The sequence below is a fragment of the Tatumella sp. JGM118 genome, assembly GCF_018257515.1.
Taxonomy (GTDB): Bacteria; Pseudomonadota; Gammaproteobacteria; order Enterobacterales; family Enterobacteriaceae; genus Tatumella; species Tatumella terrea.
Genome location: NZ_JAERJR010000001.1, coordinates 392,125 through 409,322 on the forward strand (window position 1 = coordinate 392,125; position 17,198 = coordinate 409,322).

Below are 17,198 nucleotides of genomic sequence, written 5' to 3' on the forward strand. Positions count from 1 at the left end.
TCAGCGATCAGCCGATGGTCATCAGACTGGCATTACCTCCGGCCGCCGCCGTATTGACGCTTACTGAGCGCTCGATCAAGAGTCGCTCACTTAACAGAGACGTTTCTCCCCGCGCAAATCCCTGCACCGAGACGATAGGGCCGTTACGTAGCGCCACCTGACGACACAGCTGGCTCAATTGATCCGCGTCCCCATGGAAAATCACCGCATCATAGGCGTCTTCGATCGCCGATGCACTGAGATCGACCTCTCCGCTTACCCCGGCCGGTAAGGCGCTCAGCCACTGACGGTGGAGTTCATCATCAGGCCACAGCACCCGGCATCCGGTACAGAGGGTGAGTGCCAGTTGGCACAGTGCATCTTCCGAAGTATCCGCCAGGCATAAGACGCGCTCACGGGGAAGCAGGGTATAGCTGTTACGTTCCCCCGTCGGGCCGGTTAAGATTTTGACGCGCTGGCTCTGATTTACCTCCGCAAAACGTTGGCATTGCTCTGTCAGGCGTGGGTTTTCGTGGCTCCGGGCATAGGAGGCCAGGGCGACAAACGGTGCCGGTAAGGTAATCTCTGACTCAGGCAGGAGCGAAGGCAACTGTGACAGGGTCACTTTTATCGCATCGTCAGGCCGTGAGGATAATAACCGGTACAGATACAGAGGGCCGCCGGCTTTCGGCCCGGTACCCGAGAGGCCTTCCCCCCCGAACGGTTGCACGCCAACGACAGCACCCACCATATTCCGGTTGACGTACAGGTTACCGGCATGGATCCCCGAAGTGACCTGGTGGATCGTCTCATCGATACGGGTGTGTACCCCAAAGGTCAGCCCGTAACCCGAACTGTTAATGCTTTCCAGTACCTTCGCCAGACCATGACGGGGATAGCGCACAACGTGCAATACCGGACCGAAGATCTCCTGCTTAAGGTCGGCAGGCGAATCGATTTCGATTAAGGCCGGGATAACAAAGTGTCCCTGGCTGAGACGGGCCGCTTTCTCCGATGCGGGATGAGTAATACGCGACACGGTAAAACCTTTTTCCGCCATCGCTGAAATGTGCTCTTCAATCATCCGGCGGGCATCATCGTCGATCACCGGACCGATATCGGTGGACAGGTATTCCGGATTCCCGGTGCGATACTCTGCCATCGCGCCACGCAGCATCGTCAGGGTATGGTCAGCCACATCTTCCTGCAGACAGAGCAGTCGCAGGGCAGAACACCGCTGACCGGCACTGTCGAAGGCAGAAGCCACCACATCCAGTACGACCTGTTCAGTCAATGCCGAAGAGTCGACGACCATTGCATTCATGCCGCCGGTTTCGGCAATCAGGGGGACCGGCTGGCCTGATGGATCCAGACGTCCGGCAAGATTACGTTGCAGCAAGGCGGCCACCGCCGTAGAACCGGTGAAAATCACCCCGCGGATGGCCTTATCTGCGACCAGTTGGGCACCGACACGCTCCCCGGCGCCAGGTAACAACTGCAATACACCGCGCGGAACGCCGGCTTCGTGCAGGATCCGTACGGCCTCCATGGCAATTAATGGCGTCTGTTCGGCCGGTTTTGCCAGTACGGCGTTACCGGCGGCTAATGCCGCCGCAATCTGTCCGGTAAAAATGGCCAGCGGGAAGTTCCATGGGCTGATACAGACGACCGGTCCCAGTGGACGATGAGTTTCATTGTCAAAACTTTCATGGACAGCGGCAGCGTAATAGCGAAGAAAATCTACCGCCTCGCGGATTTCGGCAATAGCGTTCGGATAAGACTTTCCGGCTTCACGGATAAGCAGCCCCATCAGCACCTGCATCTGTCCTTCCATACGGACGGCAGCATTCTGCAGTATAGCGGCCCTTTCCTGCGGGGGGGTTGCAAACCAGATAGAGCAGGCATGGGTGCTGGCAGCAATCGCTGCCGTTACTTCCTGTGAGGTCGCTTCACGTACGCTGCCCACCACATCCCGGCGTGCGGCCGGATTTACTACCGGCAGCACAGGGTGCTGTCCGGGTTCCGATGGCGCATCGATCAGTGGCTCAGCCAGCCAGTGGCGGGAGGCACTATTGAGTAAGGCACTGGATAAGGAGGCCAGACGGTGTTCGTTTGCCAGGTCCAGTCCTTCAGAGTTCTTGCGGGTGTCACCGTATAACTCACGGGGTAGCGGAATTTTCGGATGTGGCAGGCCAGCGGTACCTTCTTCGGCAGCGAGCGTGTCGGTAGCCATTACCGGGTCGATAATTAACTCATCCAGCGACAGGTTCTTATCGGCAATACGGTTAACAAATGAGGTATTCGCTCCGTTTTCCAGTAACCGGCGAACCAGATACGCCAGCAGGGTTTCATGTGTGCCTACCGGCGCATAAATGCGGCAGGGGCGATTCAGCTTACCTTCAGACAACGGACCAACGACCTGCTCATAGAGCGGTTCACCCATCCCATGCAGGCACTGAAATTCATACTGGCCGGGGTAATAGTTATTGCCGGCTAACTGATAGATGGCGGCCAGGCTCTGTGCATTGTGGGTCGCGAATTGCGGGTAAATCAGATTTGGGACCGACAGTAATTTACGGGCGCACGCCAGGTAAGAGACATCGGTATACACTTTGCGGGTATAAACCGGATAACCTTCGAGCCCTTCGGTCTGCGCCCGTTTAATTTCACTGTCCCAGTATGCCCCTTTAACCAGGCGGATCATCAGCCGACGATGGCTGCGACGGGCCAGATCAATCAGTGAATCCACGACAAAAGGACAGCGTTTCTGATACGCCTGGATAACAAAGCCGATACCGTTCCAGCCTTCCAGTGCCGGTTCAAAACAGAGTTTTTCCAGCAGATCGAGTGACAGCTCCAGCCGGTCGGCTTCTTCAGCATCAATATTAATGCCGATATCGTATTCCCGGGCCAGCAGGGTCAGCGACTTCAGTACCGGATAAAGCTCTTCCATAACGCGGTCATATTGCGCCCGCTGATAACGCGGGTGCAGGGCCGAGAGCTTGATGGAAATGCCGGGGCCTTCATAGATCCCGCGGCCATTTGAGGCTTTACCAATGGCATGGATCGCCTGCTGATACGAGAGGAGATACGCTTCGGCATCTTTACGGGTCAGAGCCGCTTCACCCAGCATGTCATAGGAGTAGCGGAACCCTTTATCCTCAAGGCGACGGGCATTGGCCAGTGCTTCGGAAATGGTTTCGCCGGTGACGAACTGTTCGCCCATCAGGCGCATTGCCATATCCACCCCTTTGCGGATCACCGGTTCACCGCTTTTACTGATGATTCGGTTAAGCGATCGGGACAGGCTGGCTTCGTTGTGGGTTGCGACCAGTTTGCCGGTGACCAGTAAGCCCCAGGTGGCGGCATTGACAAACAACGAGGCACTGCGCCCGAGATGTGACTGCCAGTTTCCGTGGCTGATTTTATCGCGGATCAGTGCATCCCGTGTCGGTTTATCGGGGATCCTTAATAACGCCTCAGCAAGGCACATCAGTGCGACACCTTCCTGAGATGACAGGGAGAACTCCTGTAACAGCCCCTGAACCATCCCGGCCCGGCCTCCGGTCGTTTTTTGCTGGCGCAGTTTTTCGGCCAGCTGATGAGCCAGCTGGTGGGTCTTTTCAGATAATGCGGGTGTCAGGCGAGCCTGCTCCAGGATCATTGGCACCGCATCGGTTTCCGGGCGGCGCCAGGCCGCCGTGATGGCGGCACGGATCACTGACTGAGGGAGTACCTGTTCGGCAAAATCCAGGAAAGGTTGCACCGGTTCCTCTTCCTCTATCGCTTTTTCCGGTTCATTACCGGGAGCAGAGAGTTCAGAAAAAAACGGGGGATGACCGGACTCTATCGCTTCAAGCAGGTTAAATACGGCCTGGCGGATCAGCCAGTGCGGGGTCCGGTCTATCTTCTGAGCGGCCTTTTTCAGGCGCTCCCGCGTCTCTTCATCCAGTTTGACACCCATCGTGGTGGTCGTTGCCATACGGTTCTCCGTCAGTTGTTGTCAGGAAAGGTTGCACCTCAATATCCATCATGTTGCAACCTGTTGCAACTATGAAAAACTTATGAAACCGAAAAGTGTTACCCGACGCAACGCTGGCACAAATTTGGTGTGCAGTGATGAGGGGCTTAACCGGGGCTGTTTGCCATAATTATTCACTTCCGTAGGTCAGAGGTGCATAAATTCCGGCAGAAAAAACATGATCGGTCGCAGGTTGTTGGAAAAAACCGGGTGCACCTGTGGGCTTAAAATGTTACTTCGTTGTTAAAATCAGGGTGGGTGAATATCAGACGCAATGATCAGTTTCCCGTCAGACAACGGGGTTGTCCACGATTATTGCGTGCTATTTGCGGGGATTTAGCCTGATAATAACAGGAAATGGAGATAACTATGACCGTCAGTACCCCTTTATTAGTAACCTTTGTAATTTATATCTTTGGCATGCTTCTGATAGGCTTTTTTGCCTGGCGTTCCACCAAAAATTTTGATGACTATATCCTCGGTGGCCGGAGTTTAGGCAGCCTGGTCACAGCGCTTTCTGCCGGAGCTTCGGATATGAGCGGATGGCTGCTGATGGGGCTGCCGGGTGCGATTTTTCTTTCCGGCATATCGGAGAGCTGGATTGCCATCGGGCTGATTATCGGTGCCTGGCTGAACTGGAAAATCATTGCCGGCCGGCTTCGGGTTCATACGGAGCATCATAATAACGCGTTAACCCTGCCGGACTATTTTACCAGTCGGTTTGAAGACCGCAGTAAATTGTTAAGGATTATCTCTGCGGTGATCATTCTGGTGTTTTTCACGATTTATTGTGCTTCCGGGATTGTGGCAGGGGCAAGGCTTTTCGAGAGTACCTTTGGGATGAGCTATGAAGCGGCGTTGTGGGCCGGTGCTGCTGCGACCATCGTCTATACGTTTCTGGGTGGGTTTCTGGCGGTCAGCTGGACTGATACTGTGCAGGCCAGCCTGATGATTTTCGCGCTCCTGCTGACCCCGTTGATGGTTATTTTTGCCGTCGGCGGTATTCCGCAAGCGATGATAGTTATCGAACATCATGGCCCCGGCTTTACCGATATCTTTAACAAAATGGATGTGATTGCCATCGTTTCTTTACTGGGCTGGGGGCTGGGGTATTTCGGACAACCGCATATTCTGGCACGATTTATGGCTGCAGATTCACACCGTTCGATGAAAGCGGCGCGGCGTATCGGAATGACCTGGATGATCCTGTGCCTTGCCGGTGCCGTATCCGTCGGTTTCTTCGGTATTGCTTATTTTGATAACAATCCTGCGCTGGCAGGGGCGGTGAACAGTAATGGCGAGCGGATTTTTATCGAGCTGGCCAAAATTCTGTTTAACCCGTGGATTGCCGGGGTTTTACTGTCGGCCATTCTGGCCGCGGTGATGTCGACCCTGAGTTGTCAGTTACTGGTGTGTTCAAGTGCGCTGACCGAAGATTTCTATCGGGCATTCTTCCGTAAAAATGCCGGGCAACAGGAACGCGTCTGGGTTGGCCGGTTGATGGTCCTGGTGGTGGCGGTTATTGCCATCCTGCTGGCCCGGGATCCGGACAATAAAGTCCTGGGGCTGGTCAGCTATGCCTGGGCAGGTTTCGGTGCAGCCTTTGGCCCGGTGGTGCTGTTAAGTCTTTGCTGGAAGCGTATGACCCGCAATGGTGCTCTGGCGGGGATGATTGCCGGAGCGGCAACGGTGATTATCTGGAAACAGTATGCTCTATTCGGGCTTTACGAAATCATACCGGGTTTTATCGCCGGCTTACTGGCCATCGTGATTTTCAGCTTTGTGGGTGAACGACCTTCCGCGGCGGCGACGCAGCGTTTTGAGAATGCGCGGCAGGAATTTCTCAGCGACTGAGGTTGCTGTGGCATAAGTGTTGTCCGTGAACCCTGTGAGATAACCTCACAGGGTTTTCTTTTTCCTGGCTCTGCACCGGTCCGGAGTGGGGCTGGCGGACCGGTGCAGCCGCCTCCATTGGCCCTGTGCACCCCGGTAAACTTTATCCCTGTTCCCGGCCAGGTCCGGAGTAAGGGTTCACAGGTCTTCTTATCTGCGGACCCCAGCGGACCTGCGGTAGTGGATGAAACCGCCGTCCGGATGATCTCTGCGCAGGTCACACCGTGGGTAAATATTCTCTTCTGTCGGGGCTGCCACTTTCTCAGCTCACCACGTCAGCCTCTGACGTCGTTTAATAGTTAGGGACAGTCCGGAGCCTGGCAGGGCCCGGTAATATCTCAGCGTATATCAACGGAATTATGCGGACGGATAGCGGGGAAGGTCATTTAATAGTACGACACCCTGATGGGTATTTTATGGATACCCTAACCGCTAAGCAGGAAATGAAATACGACCATGAGGTTATCTGTGGTATCGCAAACGTCAGCCGGAGTATTTATCCCTGCCTCCCTGCATCAGATATATTTTTCTTTCGGCTGGCAGATATTCTTTTTTGTGTTACCTGAGGAGAGTGAGTAAATCCTGCCGGCTGGCGGGGATGAAAAATACCGCCTCTTTTTGCTAGGCCGGGAAAACCGGAGGAGAGTTCTGTTTTTTTCGCACTATTTGTGAGTGGGTAAAAAATAACCACAAATAATCCATCTCACTGTTATAAATGGATAATTGTTTTTTCTTTCATTAGTGTCAGGCAGAGAGATGACTATTTTTATGCCAGATAAGTAAAAATATTGTTGCATTCCCCGGGGCGCTGGTACAAGTTATTCCCTGAGAGTTTCAGTATTACGAAGTTTCTCCGGAGAGTGTACATGAATTGTGACTGTCGGTATGACATCAGAAACATTTCACTTACGTCGCCAGACGTGGGAATACGGTATACTCAAAATTCACTTTTCTTATTCTGCTTAAATTCATTACTTCATGTCTCTTTAACCGGTACCCGTTTTTTCAGCGGTGTACTGTTCTCAATGGCTGTTCGTGGCTCAGAAGGAAGCCTGTAAACCTCTAAAGCGTTCACGTATACGCGCCTGTTATTCAGGCCGGAAAATGAAACCAACTGTAAGGTGCCAACATGGGAAGACAGAAAGCAGTGATTAAAGCGCGCCGTGAAGCGCGCCGGGTGATCCGTAATGATTCCCGTAGTCATCGTCAGCGTGAAGAAGAATCGGTGACCTCGCTGGTACAAATGGGCGGTATGGATTCGATTGGTATGGCCCGCGATAGTCGTGACCGTTCTGTGATTGCAGCACGTAACGACGCACAGGCGAATTATCTTTCAGCCATCGAACACAAGCAGCTTATATTTGCCACCGGTGAAGCCGGCTGCGGTAAGACCTGGATCAGTGCAGCGAAAGCTGCAGAGGCGTTATCCAATAAAGACGTTGAAAGGATTATCGTCACACGACCGGTGCTGCAGGCAGACGAGGACCTGGGCTTCCTGCCCGGTGATATTTCTGAAAAATTCGCACCGTATTTCCGGCCGGTTTATGATGTGCTGGTTAAACGTCTGGGGGCCTCTTTTATGCAATATTGTCTGCGCCCGGAAATCGGTAAAGTTGAAATTGCTCCCTTTGCTTATATGCGTGGGCGGACGTTCGAGAATGCGTTTGTGATTCTGGATGAAGCCCAGAACGTTACTGCGGCTCAGATGAAAATGTTTCTTACCCGTCTGGGCGAGAATGTGACGGTGATTGTTAACGGTGATATTACTCAGTGTGATTTACCCCGGGGGGTAACCTCCGGCCTGGCCGATGCTTTACAGCGCTTTGAAGAAGATGACCTGGTAGGTTTAATCCGCTTCGATAAACAGGATTGTGTCCGTTCTGAGTTGTGCCAGCGTACGTTAGAGGCTTACAGCTAAGCCATTCCGGCAATGTCACCGGGGGTAATGACCACCGGCAGAAAGAGTTGATTTCAGAGAGGTCTCAGCGGAAACGCGGCGACCTCTTTTTTTACCGTGCAATGTCACCGGAGAACCTATGGAATTATGTCATCCGCTACCGCCTTTTACGGCCGGGACGGCGGCAGAAAAGGTCAGAATGGCGGAAAACGCCTGGAACAGTCGTGACCCGTTGCGGGTAAGTCTGGTTTACAGCCCGCAGACATACTGGCGCAACCGTAACGAAGAAGTCCGAGGTCGCGAGGAAGTGGTTCAGTTCTTAACGCGAAAGTGGCGTAAAGAAATGGATTACCGGCTGATTAAACAACTGTGGGCCTGGACGGACAATAAGATAGCCGTGCGTTTTGCCTATGAATGGCATGATGAGGCGGGGAACTGGTTTCGTAGCTATGGCAACGAGAACTGGGAATTTAATGAACAGGGATTAATGGTTAAGCGTTTCGCCTGTATCAATGATTTACCTATCAGTACCGGAGAACGCCTTTTCTTTTGGTCCGGCACTCAGCGGCCTGCTGACCATCCTGAACTGGACAGCCTTGGGCTCTGACCCCACGCAGGAATTACTCTCCGGCCTGGGTTGGGTGGAACGGTTCCCCCGACTGTAGGTGCTTATCTCCCGGTCACTGCCTGTCACCAGGGCCGGGATTCTCTTTACCACGACCGCATAGCTGTGACTCCCGTCATTTCTGATACCGCCGGACAGTCTGGAACGGATGTTTTTGGTGCTTTCCGATCTTTCTGCACAGGCTAACTATCGCCCGCAACCCACAACCCACAACCCACAACCCACAACCCACTGAGAACGGAATAGCTGGCACGACACGGCTCTTTTCCACCTCCTCTCCGCCCGTCTCCGGGCCTTTTCTGCGCTTTTCTGACGCTATGTATAGAATTTTGTTGGCTGTTACAGGGCACAACTTCCGCCGCTGGTGGCCTGTTGGCTGGAGATTTACTGTCAGGGCTCACCTTATTTTTGACCCCTCAGGGTCGCGATGAAGCAGGAGTCTTTTGATGATGCAATCAGAACAATTTGCCGCTGCCGCCGGTATCAGCGCGGAACTGGCATCACGCTGGCTTGAGCCGGTAACAGAAGCGATGGAACGTTTTTCCATTATTCATCCCATGGATCAGGCCATGTTTATTGCTCAGACCGCTCATGAGTCAGAAGGGTTTACCACCCTGACAGAAAGTTTTAACTATACCCCGCAGGCGTTAGAGCAACTCTTTCCGGCTTATTTTACCCCGCAGCAGGCTACGGCGCTGGGACGGACCGCAGAGCAGCCTGCACAGCAACCGCAAATTGCAGAACGACTCTATGGGCAGCGGCTGGGTAACCTGTCACCGATGGAAGGCTGGATTTATCGTGGAAGGGGGCTGATTCAGGTCACCGGCCGGGATAATTATTGTCGTTGTGCCTCTGGCATTGACCTGCCACTGCTCAGCCACCCGGATCTTCTGGCAAGCGATACGGCCGCAGCACTTTCCGCGGCATGGTACTTCGCCTCACAGGGATGCCTGGCGTGTTCCGGAGATCTTGTGAAAGTGACGGAAATTATCAACGGTGGCAGTAACGGTCTCGCTGACAGGGCTGTGCGTTTGCAGACCGCACTGACTGCATTGCAGCAGGTGTAAATAATGAAACTGAAATCAATTCTGGCCATCCTGATCGGCATCTTCTGGTTACTGACGGTGGTGATGAGTGCCGTGGTGGCTTACCGCTATAAAAGTGCTGTTGCTGCACAACATCAGGCAGAGCAAGAACAGCAGTATCAGGCGCAGATTATAAGAATGCAGAATGGGCAGTGGCAGCAACTGAACGCACTTTCTGAAAAAGCTCTGCAAACGAATTTACGCGCCAGTGCGCAAAATGAGGAAAATATTAATGAATTCCGGACTCTTCTCCGCCGTCAGAAAACCTGTGATCTCCCTGTGCCTGATGCTATTGCTCAGCGGTTGTACCGCTACACACAAGATTTACGTGCCGGCACAATGCCAGCCCCTGCCGGCGGCGCTGTTGCAACCCGTGCCGGTACCGTTACCGCCGGACATCTGAGCTATTGTCAGGCTGTGCTGTGGATCTACCCGCTACTGAATGCGATTGATACTGCGAACCATCAGTTACAGGCCATTTCACAGGCAGATAAACTCCGGGACCGCGAGACCTCCGGTCAGCAATAATGGCTCAGAGCGTGCGGGCAAAAGGCGTTATCTCTGCCGGAAAACAAGGATGTTCTATACTGAACTGTAAGCAACACGATTCAGCAGAGGAAAACGTTATGCCACAGAAGACTGTACTTATTACCGGTGCCGGTAGCGGATTCGGCAAAGAAAGTGCGCTGCTGCTTGCTAAGGCCGGCTATCAGGTCATTGCCGCGACGGAAACCGTTGCTCAAATCCAGCCGCTGAAAGAGACAGCCCGGCAGCAGGGACTGGAGTTACGGGTGGAAAAGCTGGACATCACTGATGAGAATGACCGCCTGCTGGCCGCCACCTGGCCGGTCGATATTCTGCTGAATAATGCCGGGATATCCGAAGGCGGGGCGGTGGTAGATCTCCCCGAAGAAAAACTACGTCGCCAGTTTGAGGTGAATGTTTTCGGCAGCATACTTTTGACCCAGTTGTTTGCCCGACAGTTTATCGACAGGAAAGAGGGCAAAATTGTGTTTGTTTCTTCTGTCGCGGGGATCACCACGGATCCTTTTGCCGGTGCTTATTCGGCCAGTAAACATGCGCTGGAGGCCTTTGCCGAAGCGTTACACAAAGAATTGCGCGAGTTTGGTGTTCAGGTGGCAACGGTAAACCCGGGGCCGATTCTGACCGGATTTAATGACCGTATGTTTGAAGCGTGGCAACACTGGTGGCCGGAAGACAAAGAAGATACGGTCTTCGACTATTCAGAAATTGCTTTCCCGCATGAACAATATCAGCCACATCAGGTCTCTGAACTGATTGTAAAAGTCGTGACCGGTGAAGAAACACATTACCGGAATGTTGTTCCGCAAGAGATTACCGACGATACGCGCCGCCAGATGGATGAAATATGGGAGCGAAAAGTGACGGGTCGCGCAGAGCGGGATCCGCTGGTACAAAAAGCGTATGAACTTCGCCCGGAAACCCCGAACGGGAAATAACCGATCCTGTGAGCCAACAGAAAAGGCCGTATCCACTTAAGATTGCAGAATACGGCCTCTGAATTCATGTTATTACCGAACTAACGACGTTTATTGCCCCGGGAGAACGTGGTTTTACTTTTATCCCGCAGATAGGAGATCAGAAGTACGCCGGCCACGATCACCAGAAGTATGGCTATTACCAGAAGCAGATAGTCCATCATATGAATGTGCCTTAGTGTTGGAAAGTGAAATTTCAGCTTTTAAATCAGAGGTCTTAGACATAACTCGCTGACAAAACAATATTTTCTTTACTTCCGGATGTCTGTGAGGGGTTGTCTTAATTTCACATTCTGCCGGAGGGTGCACACAGTGATCTTTACCTGATCATGCCGCGGGTTCGGGTCTGCGCCCGATGCAGCAAAGGGGAGGAGGACTTTGTAATCTGTGAAATTCAGCGTATTCCGGGTATTTTTGCGAGCATTGCGGTTACCGGAGGCTGAAGAACCGTGATGGCTGAATACAGTATAGAATATCGCCTGCAAACCTACCCGGCGTACCGGATCGTGCTGTAATAAAGCGATGTCATGACTGTAATAGCGCGGTATATTGCAGAACTGACACTCGAACTGGACAAATCCCGCTATGCATCGTCGTTCTTTTCTGGCGTATGTTATCGCCGCTGTGATCACCGGGCGAGAGAGCCTGAGTTCCGCCAGTGAGGCAGACGCCGTGCCACTGTCGCCTGCAGAAGTGATACCACTCTGGAACGGAACCCCCCCGGGAGGCGGAGGCCCCGATGGCAGGTTGATAAGCTCCGCGGGTGGCGCACTGAGCCATATTGCCCACCCTACATTGAGTGTTTATTCGCCGGCCCGCTCAAATGGTTATGCGGTCCTGATTGCTGCCGGTGGTGGCTACAAACGAATAGAGATGCGTAAAGAAGCATTACCCGCCGCGGCCTGGCTGACAGCTCGTGGCTTTACTGCCTATGTTCTCACCTATCGGTTACCTGACGAAGGCTGGGGTGAGGGATCGCTGGTTGCGCTGCAGGATGCGCAACGGGCATTACGTGTTATCAGGCAACGGGAAAAGCATCTGAGTGTATTAGGTTTTTCTGCCGGGGGACATTTACTGGGGCTGGCAGCTGTGCGCAGTGATTTTGTCAGTTACCCTCCGACAGATGCTATCGATACACTTCCCGCAAAAGCTGACCGGGCCGCATTAATCTATCCGGTGATCACGCTCGAACCACCCTATACACATACCTCTACCCATCGTATTCTCGCCGGGACCGGGGCTTCTCTGCGGCAGGATGCTCAGTGGTCAGTACAGAATTTTGTAACGCCGCAGTCTCCTCCGTTTTTTCTGGTACAGGCAAAAGATGATCCGGTGTCAGATCCCGAAAATACGTTGATCATGCAGGCTGCCTGTCAGCGTGAACATGTCCCGGTGGAGTTGTTTCGTTATTCCCGGGGCGGGCATGGATTTGGTATGGGAAAACCCGGCACACCGACGGTGGAGTGGCCTGCACATTATGCGCAGTGGCTGGCGGCCTGGCGGCGTGCTGAAAATTAAGGGGCAGGAGAGATTTTTCTTCTGAGTGAACAGGCAGGGAACTGAGGTTTTGCAGGATCAGAGGGGTGAATATCCCACTTTTCCGCAGGTTTTTGATACCAGGCTGCTGAGTTTTCTGTTTGTGGTTTATTCGGTTTATCCTGGTGAATATTCCGTTCGCTGCATTGTCAGCCATACCGCCTTTGCCCCGATGTGGCCGACCGGGAAAAGGGCGCCTGGCCGTATTCTCTGCACGCTCCGCTTTGCAATAAGCCAGCCCTTCGCTGCGTGGTACCTTTTCCCACTCAATGGCGTCATGTCGCCCTTAACGCGGTGCTGAAATCAGGTAAGAAGCAAACATTAATATTGTTATGAAAAGCAGGAACAGATGCGGGTTCCGGGAAGTAAGGTTTCTGCATGCTATCTCCTATTCAAAAACACAGAGATGGCCGGATAGCGATGAGGGAGGGATGCACTCGCTGCACTGCAGCTAGCCCTTCGGGGGGCCGGAGGCCCTGCAAAACGCGGCAGGTTTTGTCGAACCCTGCGAGGGTTCTCACCCTCCCGGGAGAGTGCCTGCTGACAGGCAATAAAAAAGCCTGAACTTTCGTTCAGGCTCTCTTAAAAAATGATGGCGGTGAGGGAGGGATGCACTCGCTGCGCTGCAGCTCGCCCTTCGGGGGGCCGGAGGCCCTGCAAAACCCGTCAGGTTTTGTCGAACCCTGCGAGGGTTCTCACCCTCCCGGGAGAATACCTGCTGACAGGCAATAAAAAAGCCTGAACTTTCGTTCAGGCTCTCTTAAAGAATGATGGCGGTGAGGGAGGGATTCGAACCCTCGATACGTTGCCGTATACACACTTTCCAGGCGTGCTCCTTCAGCCACTCGGACACCTCACCACTTTTTGTTGTCAGTCGCTGTAGCGGCTAACGGGGCGCTACTATAGGGAGTCAGTCGCAAACGGTCAAGAATTATTTTTCTCTTTTGTTTTACCCGGTTAGCGAATGAACGAATTGCTTTATATGACCGCAATTCGCTGCATTTTCACGCAGGAATTGCGGTTGCCAACTCAGTCTTTCAGTTGTTCAGAATAACGCTTACGCAGTTTCTGAAGTTTAGGCGGGATCACGGCCAGACAGTAACCGTTGCGCTGACCTTCACCATCCCAGTAGTTCTGATGATAATCCTCAGCCGGATACCAGGTCTGTAACGGTTCCACCGTGGTGACTATCGGCGCACTGTGCTCAGAGGCCGCGCGGGCGATGGCGGCTTTTGCTTCCTGTTCCTGCGCCGGACTGGCCGGGAAAATAGCAGAACGGTACTGTGTACCGATGTCATTCCCCTGGCGGTTTAGCTGGGTAGGGTCATGGGTCGCAAAACTGATATCCAGCAGATCCCCGTAGCTGACCAGAGCCGGGTCGAAGCCGATACGGATGGCTTCAGCGTGGCCTGTCGTGCCTTCACAGACCTTCTGGTAGGTAGGATCCACGGTGGTTCCGCCGGTGTAACCGCTTTCGACCGAAACCACACCATTAATGCTTTTAAATACCGCTTCGGTGCACCAGAAGCAGCCCCCGGCAATTACTGCATATTCAATAGTCATAATTAATTCTCTCTTGTGTACTGCTTCATTGTGCTTCTGAGTATATCAGATGCGCGCAATAACCCGTTTTTCAACCCGTTCCGGCATTAAATGCCGTCAGCAGCCCGGACTTCCGGTGTTATCTGAACGATTTTTCATCAGTTTTCCAGCACACTGGATCCTGCCTATCCGCGCAGGAAATGTCGCCAGTCAGTCACTGTTCTGTCGCCACGCAGCGGAAAGAACAGACGCCTGTGACAGGATAAATTCCGGAAAGCAGTCTATTATTAACAATAAAGTAACAAAAGTTAAGCGCAGGTGAACATTTCTGAACGCCGTAGTTTATCGTGGCGTCCTGCAATGTTTAATACTGCCCGTCGACAGGCCGGCCGGAATGGCCCTCGCGGATATCGTTATCGCGTGGGGCGGAAGAGTGGCTCAGGAAGCCTGAAACCCTGTGAATTTCACTATAACAAAGCGACGGCTTCCACCAGGAGGAAATTGTGCAAGAGAGTCAACAGGCTCTGCCAGAGATTAGCAGTGAACATGCAGCATTCTTTTTCGATTTGGACGGAACTCTTGCCTCCCTGCAACCGGAACCTGATCTGGTCTCGGTTCCCGGACATGTCAGGGATGACCTTTGTCTTCTTCACCGGAACACCTCCGGTGCGTTAGCCATTATCTCCGGTCGCCCGCTGGCGCAAATTGATGCCTTGCTTGCTCCTCTACGCTTGCCTGCGGCAGGGATCCATGGCGCGGAGCGTCGTGAAACCGATGGAAGGCTGACCGGTACCCCGGTCGGCAGTAGCATACTGGCCGCTATTGAACACTCGCTCACCGAAGGCATTATCCCGTTACCGGGGGTCGTACTGGAAAAAAAACGCGTCGCTTTTGCGTTGCATTACCGGCAGGCCCCCCGGCACAGGGACGCCGTCCGGGCGCTGGCAACACAGGTGGCGGCACATTTTCCGGCACTCGAAGTTCAGCAGGGGAAATGTGTTATCGAGCTTAAGCCTGAAAGTGTCAATAAAGGCGTCGCTATCAAAAAATTTATGGAAAGTCCGCCTTTTGCGGGCAGGGTACCGGTATTCCTGGGAGATGACCTGACTGACGAACAGGGGTTCATTCTGGTTAACCAGTTAAAAGGGATCTCGGTGAAAATTGGTGAGGGACCTACACACGCACACTACCGTTTGCAGAATAACGATGCTGTTTACACCTGGATAAAGCAGTTGCTTTCACCTGGTGCCGGTAATCCTCACTCATAAGGAGTCTTCAGGATGGGTCAATTAGTCGTAGTGTCTAACCGGATAGCCTTGCCGGTTAACGGAAAAAGTAGTGCAGGCGGGCTGGCCGTGGGCATTCTGGATGCATTAAAAAAGTACGGTGGATTATGGTTTGGCTGGAATGGTGAAATAGCGGAAATTTCCGGAGAAGAGGAGCCGGTGACACTGATATCACATGAAGGTATCAGTTATGCTTCATTCAGCCTTAATCAGAATGATTATGACCTCTATTACAGCCAGTACTCTAATACGGTGATCTGGCCCGCTTTTCACTATCGGTTGGATCTGGTCGACTATCAGCGGACAGCCTGGGAAGGCTACTGCCGGGTCAATAAGTTACTGGCCGAACGGCTTACCCCTTTACTCAATGACGATGATATTGTCTGGGCCCATGATTATCACTTATTGCCCTTTGCCGCAGAATTACGTAAGGCCGGTAAAAACCCACCCATTGGTTTTTTTCTGCATATTCCTTTCCCGGCCCCGGATGTTTTTAATGCATTGCCGGATCATAAAATTATCCTTGAAATGCTCTGCAGCTATGATCTGCTGGGCTTTCAAACGGAAAATGATAAGCACGCGTTTTTGAGCAGCCTGTCAAAGGTCACCGAACTGAGTACGACGGAGGAGGGCCGCTATCAGGCCTTTGGCCGGACTTTCAGCGTTGCGTGTTACCCTATCGGGATCGAGCCTGACAGTATTCAGCGCATCGCCTCAGGGCCTTTACCGCCGAAAATGGTGGCAATCCGGGAAGAACTGGGGGATGCGAAAAATATTATCGCCTGCGAACGACTGGATTATTCCAAGGGCTTACCGGAGCGGTTTCTGGCCTATGAAGCCCTGCTGGAGCATTATCCCCATCACCGTGGTCATATCCGCTATACCCAGATAGCACCGACTTCCAGAGGGGAAGTCCAGGCGTATCAGAAAATCCGTCATAAACTGGAAACCGAAGCCGGAAGGATTAATGGTAAATACGGAACCCTAAGCTGGACACCTCTGTATTATCTTAATCAGCACTTCGACAGACGTCTGCTGATGAAAATATTCCGCCTGACTGATATTGCACTGATCACTCCGCTCCGGGATGGGATGAACCTGGTAGCTAAAGAGTATGTTGCCGCACAGGATCCTGAAAACCCGGGTGTGTTAATCTTGTCGCGCTTTGCCGGGGCGGCCTGTGAACTGACCTCAGCGCTGATAGTGAATCCATACGATCGCGGGGAAGTGGCTGCTGCCATCGACCAGGCGATGACGATGCCCCTCAGTGAACGTATCGAACGTTATCAGCAGATGATGGCGGTACTGACGCATCAGACGATAGATCGCTGGCGGGATGTTTTCCTGCAGGATCTCCGCTCGCTGGCTGTCTGACTGAGTCATCAATCACAGCCAGGCTCCGGCTGAACGGGGCCTGGCTGTCTAAAGAAACGACCACATCTTCCAAAGTTTCACAAGCCTCTTTGATGATTTACTGGCTCACGTGTCTTCCGGCAGAATCTGTTACCCCACCGGTCAATCTAACGATTTTATTTCATTAATGACCTGCTTGCCCTGCGTTAACGTTTTCCAACGTTACTCAATTAAAATGCCCATGCGATTTTAGTTAAAACCTTTTCTTTTCATAATCTATTCTTATTCCCGGAGAATAAATAAAACCATTCTGTTTCTTTGAATAAGTATGAATGATTATTCAATGCGGTCGTTAGCCAGTTTTGTTTATTATAAATATCAAGAGGTAGAATATTTTAATGTTACTTTGTACGGATAAAAAACCTGATATTTTGTGTGGTTATTTTCTTTAAGAGGTCAGC

The 17,198-nt window shown here is 52.6% G+C and carries 12 protein-coding genes, 1 tRNA gene and 1 other RNA gene; 9 read left to right on the top strand and 5 right to left on the bottom strand.

The genetic code is table 11. The annotated features are described in order from the left end of the window. Nucleotides 1-7: 7 nt before the first annotated feature. A complete protein-coding gene (putA, locus tag JK223_RS01820) occupies nucleotides 8-3,961 on the bottom strand; it encodes a trifunctional transcriptional regulator/proline dehydrogenase/L-glutamate gamma-semialdehyde dehydrogenase (protein ID WP_212712500.1) in 3,954 nt (1,317 codons plus the stop codon). Between the two features lie 408 nt (nucleotides 3,962-4,369). Between putA and putP the strand changes: the two genes are divergently transcribed. The 6 genes from putP (at nucleotide 4,370) to JK223_RS01850 (ending at nucleotide 10,981) form a co-directional block, all read left to right on the top strand. Further along, nucleotides 4,370-5,854 (top strand): sodium/proline symporter PutP, encoded by a 1,485-nt coding sequence (putP, locus tag JK223_RS01825; protein ID WP_212712501.1) that lies wholly within the window; start codon nucleotides 4,370-4,372, stop codon nucleotides 5,852-5,854. 1,168 nt (nucleotides 5,855-7,022) lie between these two features. Next, entirely contained in the window at nucleotides 7,023-7,811 is a 789-nt protein-coding gene (phoH, locus tag JK223_RS01830; RefSeq protein WP_212712502.1) for a phosphate starvation-inducible protein PhoH, read from the top strand. A 118-nt stretch (nucleotides 7,812-7,929) separates the two neighbouring features. Beyond that, nucleotides 7,930-8,397, top strand: coding sequence for a nuclear transport factor 2 family protein (locus JK223_RS01835; RefSeq protein ID WP_212712503.1), 468 nt, complete (start codon nucleotides 7,930-7,932; stop codon nucleotides 8,395-8,397). A 467-nt stretch (nucleotides 8,398-8,864) separates the two neighbouring features. Then, nucleotides 8,865-9,482, top strand: a complete 618-nt coding sequence (locus tag JK223_RS01840; protein ID WP_212712643.1) for a glycoside hydrolase family 19 protein — start codon at nucleotides 8,865-8,867, stop codon at nucleotides 9,480-9,482. Nucleotides 9,483-9,485: 3 nt separating this feature from the next. Then, a complete protein-coding gene (locus JK223_RS01845; RefSeq protein ID WP_212712504.1) occupies nucleotides 9,486-10,028 on the top strand; it encodes a hypothetical protein in 543 nt (180 codons plus the stop codon). Nucleotides 10,029-10,126: 98 nt separating this feature from the next. Continuing rightward, a complete protein-coding gene (locus tag JK223_RS01850) occupies nucleotides 10,127-10,981 on the top strand; it encodes an SDR family oxidoreductase (RefSeq protein WP_212712505.1) in 855 nt (284 codons plus the stop codon). Between the two features lie 80 nt (nucleotides 10,982-11,061). Here the strand turns inward: JK223_RS01850 and JK223_RS17010 are convergent, their stop codons facing one another. Then, complete coding sequence (locus tag JK223_RS17010; RefSeq protein WP_256437040.1) at nucleotides 11,062-11,184, bottom strand: hypothetical protein; 123 nt, start codon at nucleotides 11,182-11,184, stop codon at nucleotides 11,062-11,064. A 421-nt stretch (nucleotides 11,185-11,605) separates the two neighbouring features. Between JK223_RS17010 and JK223_RS01855 the strand changes: the two genes are divergently transcribed. Then, nucleotides 11,606-12,538, top strand: coding sequence for an alpha/beta hydrolase (locus tag JK223_RS01855; RefSeq protein WP_212712506.1), 933 nt, complete (start codon nucleotides 11,606-11,608; stop codon nucleotides 12,536-12,538). 611 nt (nucleotides 12,539-13,149) lie between these two features. On the opposite strand, the gene JK223_RS01860 is transcribed toward JK223_RS01855, so the two are convergent. The 3 genes from JK223_RS01860 to msrA form a co-directional block, all read right to left on the bottom strand. Next, nucleotides 13,150-13,275: non-coding RNA, RtT sRNA (locus JK223_RS01860), on the bottom strand. 52 nt (nucleotides 13,276-13,327) lie between these two features. Further along, nucleotides 13,328-13,415: transfer RNA gene (locus tag JK223_RS01865), tRNA-Ser, on the bottom strand. 170 nt (nucleotides 13,416-13,585) lie between these two features. Continuing rightward, on the bottom strand, nucleotides 13,586-14,119 hold the full coding sequence (msrA, locus tag JK223_RS01870) for a peptide-methionine (S)-S-oxide reductase MsrA (RefSeq protein WP_212712507.1): 534 nt from the start codon (nucleotides 14,117-14,119) through the stop codon (nucleotides 13,586-13,588). Nucleotides 14,120-14,601: 482 nt separating this feature from the next. On the opposite strand from msrA, the gene otsB reads away from it, so the two are divergent. Beyond that, the gene (gene otsB / locus JK223_RS01875; RefSeq protein ID WP_212712508.1) at nucleotides 14,602-15,366 is read left to right on the top strand and encodes a trehalose-phosphatase; all 765 of its coding nucleotides are present in this window, start codon (nucleotides 14,602-14,604) and stop codon (nucleotides 15,364-15,366) included. 12 nt (nucleotides 15,367-15,378) lie between these two features. Then, nucleotides 15,379-16,758, top strand: coding sequence for an alpha,alpha-trehalose-phosphate synthase (gene otsA, locus JK223_RS01880; protein WP_212712509.1), 1,380 nt, complete (start codon nucleotides 15,379-15,381; stop codon nucleotides 16,756-16,758). Nucleotides 16,759-17,198: the final 440 nt, after the last annotated feature.

What these genes read in the sequence shown, in the direction of transcription:
- putP (WP_212712501.1), top strand. Translation starts at nt 4,370, where the DNA reads ATGACCGTCAGTACCCCTTTATTAGTAACCTTTGTAATTTATATCTTT.
- phoH (WP_212712502.1), top strand. Translation starts at nt 7,023, where the DNA reads ATGGGAAGACAGAAAGCAGTGATTAAAGCGCGCCGTGAAGCGCGCCGG.
- putA (WP_212712500.1), bottom strand. Translation starts at nt 3,961, where the DNA reads ATGGCAACGACCACCACGATGGGTGTCAAACTGGATGAAGAGACGCGG.
- msrA (WP_212712507.1), bottom strand. Translation starts at nt 14,119, where the DNA reads ATGACTATTGAATATGCAGTAATTGCCGGGGGCTGCTTCTGGTGCACC.
- JK223_RS01835 (WP_212712503.1), top strand. Translation starts at nt 7,930, where the DNA reads ATGGAATTATGTCATCCGCTACCGCCTTTTACGGCCGGGACGGCGGCA.
- JK223_RS01855 (WP_212712506.1), top strand. Translation starts at nt 11,606, where the DNA reads ATGCATCGTCGTTCTTTTCTGGCGTATGTTATCGCCGCTGTGATCACC.
- JK223_RS17010 (WP_256437040.1), bottom strand. Translation starts at nt 11,184, where the DNA reads ATGATGGACTATCTGCTTCTGGTAATAGCCATACTTCTGGTGATCGTG.
- JK223_RS01845 (WP_212712504.1), top strand. Translation starts at nt 9,486, where the DNA reads ATGAAACTGAAATCAATTCTGGCCATCCTGATCGGCATCTTCTGGTTA.
- JK223_RS01840 (WP_212712643.1), top strand. Translation starts at nt 8,865, where the DNA reads ATGCAATCAGAACAATTTGCCGCTGCCGCCGGTATCAGCGCGGAACTG.
- JK223_RS01850 (WP_212712505.1), top strand. Translation starts at nt 10,127, where the DNA reads ATGCCACAGAAGACTGTACTTATTACCGGTGCCGGTAGCGGATTCGGC.
- otsA (WP_212712509.1), top strand. Translation starts at nt 15,379, where the DNA reads ATGGGTCAATTAGTCGTAGTGTCTAACCGGATAGCCTTGCCGGTTAAC.